A 4,303-nucleotide genomic window follows, 5' to 3' on the forward strand; every position below is an offset into this window, starting at 1 on the left:
ACCTCGTAGGGGGCGATGTTCATATGCGCATTGCCCATCTGCACCGGCGATTTGCCGGAGACGAGATAGTTCAAATTCTGGTTGCCGAGCGCCGAGATCTGGGTGTCGAAAAGCGCCATGTCGACATGCTGACCTTCGCCGGTCTGCTCGGCATGGCGCAGTGCTGCCTGGATGGCGATGACCGAATAAAGGCCGGTGAAGATGTCGGAGATGGCGACGCCCGCCTTTTGCGGCTCGCGGCCGACCTCGCCGGTGATCGACATCATGCCGGCCATGGCCTGGATGATGAAGTCGTAGCCGGCGCGCGGTGCGTACGGACCGTCCTGGCCGAAACCGGTGATCGAGCAGTAGACGAGGCGCGGGTTGATCTTGCGCAGGCTGTCATAGTCGAGGCCGTATTTCTTCAGGCCGCCGAGCTTGAAGTTCTCGATCAGCACGTCCGAAGTGGCGACCAGCCGGCGCACCGTCTCGGCGCCTTCCGGGGTCGAGAAATCGATGGCGATGGAGCGCTTGCCGCGGTTGCAGGAATGGTAATAGGCGGCCGACAGGTTCTCGCCGTCCTTGCCCATGACGAAGGGCGGGCCCCATTTGCGGGTGTCGTCGCCGCCATCGGGGCTCTCGACCTTGATGACATCGGCGCCGAGATCGGCAAGCAACTGCCCGGCCCATGGCCCGGCAAGGATGCGGGCGAGTTCGACGACGCGGACGCCTTTCAGCGGGGGCTCAGCCATGGATCACCGTGGTTGCCGCAATCACTGCGATTGCTGCGAAAGCAGAGCCTCTATCAAGCCCTGCAACGGCTGTCACGGCTCTTGCAATGGGCCAATCCGTCACGCTTTGAGGACTTCGTCGGCCCAGGCGGCGAAATCATCCATGATAATGTCGCGATTCACCTCGTTCAGGCTTTCGTGGCGGGTGTCGGCGTAAACCTTTGAAACCAGATTCGAAAAGCCCATCTTGCGCATGCGATCGGCAAGATGGGTGATCCCTTTGCCATAGTCGGAAGCCGGATCCTTCTCGCCGCCGACGATGCTGACGGGCAGGTCGCGCCGGATACCGGCAAAGCCGGCATCCTTGCCGCCGTTCAGCGCCATACCGACGACGTCGCGCCACATCGACACCGAAGCGTCCCAGCCGCACAAGGGATCGGCAATGTATTTCGCCACTTCCGCTTCGTCGCGCGACAGCCAGTCGAACACTGTGCGGTGATTGGGCACCGCCTTGCCCCAGGCCTGGAAGGTGAGTTTCGGCAGCAGGCGCGATGGCACGTCGGAGCCGAGCCGCATCCGTTCCCAGGCAAGGATGCCGAGCGCAAGCTGCCCAAGCGGGCCTTGGGAGAAATTGCCGTTCCAGATTGCTGCCGCGTGAACGCGTGGCGAGTGGCGCAACAGGTAGTTCAGCGCCACCGACGCACCCATCGAATGGCCAAACAGGATGACCGGTCTGTTTGGCCGTTCGCGGGCGATGAGATCATGGATGACGTCGACGTCGGCGATCACCTTGGCGGCACCGTCCCTGTCGGCGAACCTGCCGAGCGGAGCGTCGGACGCCTTGGTCGCGCCGTGGCCGCGATGATCGTGGACATAGACGTCGAAACCGCGCGAGCCAAGAAAATCGGCAAAGCGGGCATAGCGCGCTGCGTGCTCGGCTAGCCCGTGATTGATCTGGACGACGGCGCGTGCCCGGCCATCGGCCTGCCTGACGAAAAGATTGAGCTCGGCACCGGTCGGCGAGGCAACCACGCGCTGCTGGCTGAATGACATGCCGCCTGGTCCCGCCCTTGCTTTTGTCGTCGTTGGCTTTGTTTGCGCCGGCCCACATTATGCGTCAATCCGGCAAACCCGCTTTTCGCGACGATGTTTCTTGCGTTCGGTCAGCAAAATATCGCAATTCTGACATGGAGACAGCTTCAGTCTGTCGCCCACTTCTTCAGCCGGGGATTCTCCATGCGCATCGGTGTCGTTTTCGGATTGGCCATGTTGGCGGCGTCGCTGGCCGGGGCCGCGCATGCCGACGTGAAGATGAGCGGCAGCTTCGTCGCCGACGCCGCCTGTCCGGCGACGCAAGCGATCAAGAACGGCAAGAACCCCGGCAATGTCTCGACCGATGCCGGGCAGAGCTATCAGCTGCTTGCCGGCAACAAGGATACGCCGACGCATTATCTCATCCTGGTGCCGGGCGCCGATCCGGAGCGCCGCTGGGTGAAGGTCAGCTGCGGCCATGTTTCCGGCAGCAGCGCGGCGACCGTGCCGGCCGCGCCTGACGGGCAAGGCAAGCCGGCGGCATCGGGGAAGCCCGAATACGTCTTCGCGCTGAGCTGGCAGCCGGCGTTTTGCGAGACAAAGTCGAACAAGACCGAATGCAGGGCACAAAGTACCGGCGATTTCGACGCCACGCATTTCACCTTGCACGGCCTGTGGCCGCAGCCGAATGGCAATTTCTATTGCCAGGCGACGGCGAGCGACAAGGCCAACGACAATCCGGCCCACTGGAAAGACCTGCCGCCGGTCAATCTTGACGCCAACACCCGCACGGAACTCGATCAGGTGATGCCTGGAACGGCCTCCCATCTCGAACGGCATGAATGGATCAAGCACGGCACCTGCTACGGCAAGAGCCAGCAGGACTATTTCTCCGATGCGCTGAATTTGATGCGCGCGGTGAACAGTTCGCCGGTGCGCGATCTCTTTGCCAAGAACATCGGCGGCAAGCTGACGGCCGACCAGATCCGCGGCGCTTTCGACACTGCCTTCGGGGCGGGAGCAGGGGACCGCGTGCGCGTTTCCTGCGTCATCGATCCGTCGAGCGGCAGGCGGCTGATCGGCGAACTGACCCTCGGCCTCGCCGGCCCGATCGGCCCGAACAGCGCGCTCAAGGACCTGCTGCTGGCTTCGGTGCCGACCAACAAGGCAGGCTGCCCGACCGGCACCGTCGACGCTATCGGGTTCCAGTAAGGGCGGCTGAACGGCGCCTAGACTGCACGAGCAGCGGTCCACACTTGTCCGTGTGATTGGCCTGATCTGGCAAAAGCGATTGCCGTTCGCCGCCGCATCGCCTACATAGCGGCCAACCTCCATTCAATTCGACAAATCCAGTCGGTTTTTCAGGGAAAGCGCGCGTGGCACGCCAGTTCATCTATCACATGGCCGGCCTCAACAAGGCCTATGGCACCAAGAAGGTGCTCGAGAATGTCCATCTCTCCTTCTATCCGGACGCCAAGATCGGCATCCTCGGCCCCAACGGTTCGGGCAAGTCGACGATCCTCAAGATCATGGCTGGGCTCGACAAGGAGTGGAACGGCGAAGCGTGGCTCGCCGAAGGCGCCACTGTCGGCTACCTGGCGCAGGAGCCGGCGCTCGATCCGGACAAGACCGTGTTCGAAAACATCATGGAAGGCGTCGCCGCCAAGACCGCCATCATCGAGCGCTACAACGAATTGATGATGAACTATTCCGACGAGACGGCCGACGAGTCGGCCAAGCTCCAGGACGAGATGGATCGGCTGAACCTGTGGGACCTCGAACAGCAGGTCGAGATGGCGATGGAAGCGCTGGGCTGCCCGCCCAAGGATGCGGAAGTCACCAAGCTGTCGGGCGGCGAGCGCCGCCGCGTCGCGCTTTGCCAGCTTCTGCTGCGCCAGCCCGACCGTCTGCTGCTCGACGAACCGACCAACCATCTCGACGCCGAAACCACGGCATGGCTGGAAAAGCATCTGCGTGCCTATCCGGGCGCCGTGATGATCATCACCCACGATCGCTACTTCCTCGACAACGTCACCGGCTGGATCCTCGAACTCGATCGCGGCCGCGGCATTCCCTATGAGGGCAACTACACCAAATACCTCGAAGCCAAGGCCAAGCGGCTCAAGCAGGAAGGCCGCGAGGACGATGCCCGCCAGCGCGCCATCGGCCGCGAGCGCGAATGGATCCAGTCGAGCCCGAAGGCCCGCCAGACCAAGTCCAAGGCGCGTATCCAGGCGTTCCAGGACCTTTTGGATGCAGCCGACAAGCGGCGTCCGAGCGATACGCAGATCGTCATCCCGCACGGCGAACGGCTCGGCAATGTCGTGATCGAGGCGGAAGGCCTGTCGAAGGGCTTTGGTGACACGCTGCTCATCGACGGCCTGGAATTCAAGCTGCCGCCCGGCGGCATCGTCGGCGTCATCGGCCCGAACGGCGCCGGCAAGACGACGCTGTTTCGCATGATCACCGGCCAGGAAAAGCCGGATGCGGGTTCTGTGCGCGTCGGCGAAACGGAGAAGCTCGGCTATGTCGACCAGAGCCGCGATGCTCTCGATCCGTCG

Annotated in this window: 4 protein-coding genes; 2 read left to right on the top strand and 2 right to left on the bottom strand. The window is 63.1% G+C overall.

Annotated features, from left to right (window positions below; translation table 11 throughout):
* Positions 1-731: CaiB/BaiF CoA-transferase family protein (locus tag EN925_RS25200; protein WP_164894379.1), on the bottom strand; the 731-nt coding region annotated here is incomplete at its 3' end.
* A 99-nt stretch (positions 732-830) separates the two neighbouring features.
* Positions 831-1,763, bottom strand: coding sequence for an alpha/beta hydrolase (locus EN925_RS25205; RefSeq protein ID WP_024501494.1), 933 nt, complete (start codon positions 1,761-1,763; stop codon positions 831-833).
* 183 nt (positions 1,764-1,946) lie between these two features.
* On the opposite strand from EN925_RS25205, the gene EN925_RS25210 reads away from it, so the two are divergent.
* Positions 1,947-2,954, top strand: coding sequence for a ribonuclease (locus tag EN925_RS25210; RefSeq protein ID WP_127385620.1), 1,008 nt, complete (start codon positions 1,947-1,949; stop codon positions 2,952-2,954).
* Between the two features lie 164 nt (positions 2,955-3,118).
* The coding region (gene ettA, locus EN925_RS25215) for an energy-dependent translational throttle protein EttA (RefSeq protein WP_128337011.1) at positions 3,119-4,303 on the top strand (1,185 nt) is incomplete at its 3' end.

The organism is Mesorhizobium sp. M7A.F.Ca.US.006.04.2.1, assembly GCF_004022915.1.
Lineage (GTDB): Bacteria > Pseudomonadota > Alphaproteobacteria > Rhizobiales > Rhizobiaceae > Mesorhizobium > Mesorhizobium ciceri.

Bases quoted from the DNA above. Each gene is read 5' to 3' on its own strand.
- EN925_RS25205 (WP_024501494.1), bottom strand. From the start codon at position 1,763: ATGTCATTCAGCCAGCAGCGCGTGGTTGCCTCGCCGACCGGTGCCGAG.
- EN925_RS25210 (WP_127385620.1), top strand. From the start codon at position 1,947: ATGCGCATCGGTGTCGTTTTCGGATTGGCCATGTTGGCGGCGTCGCTG.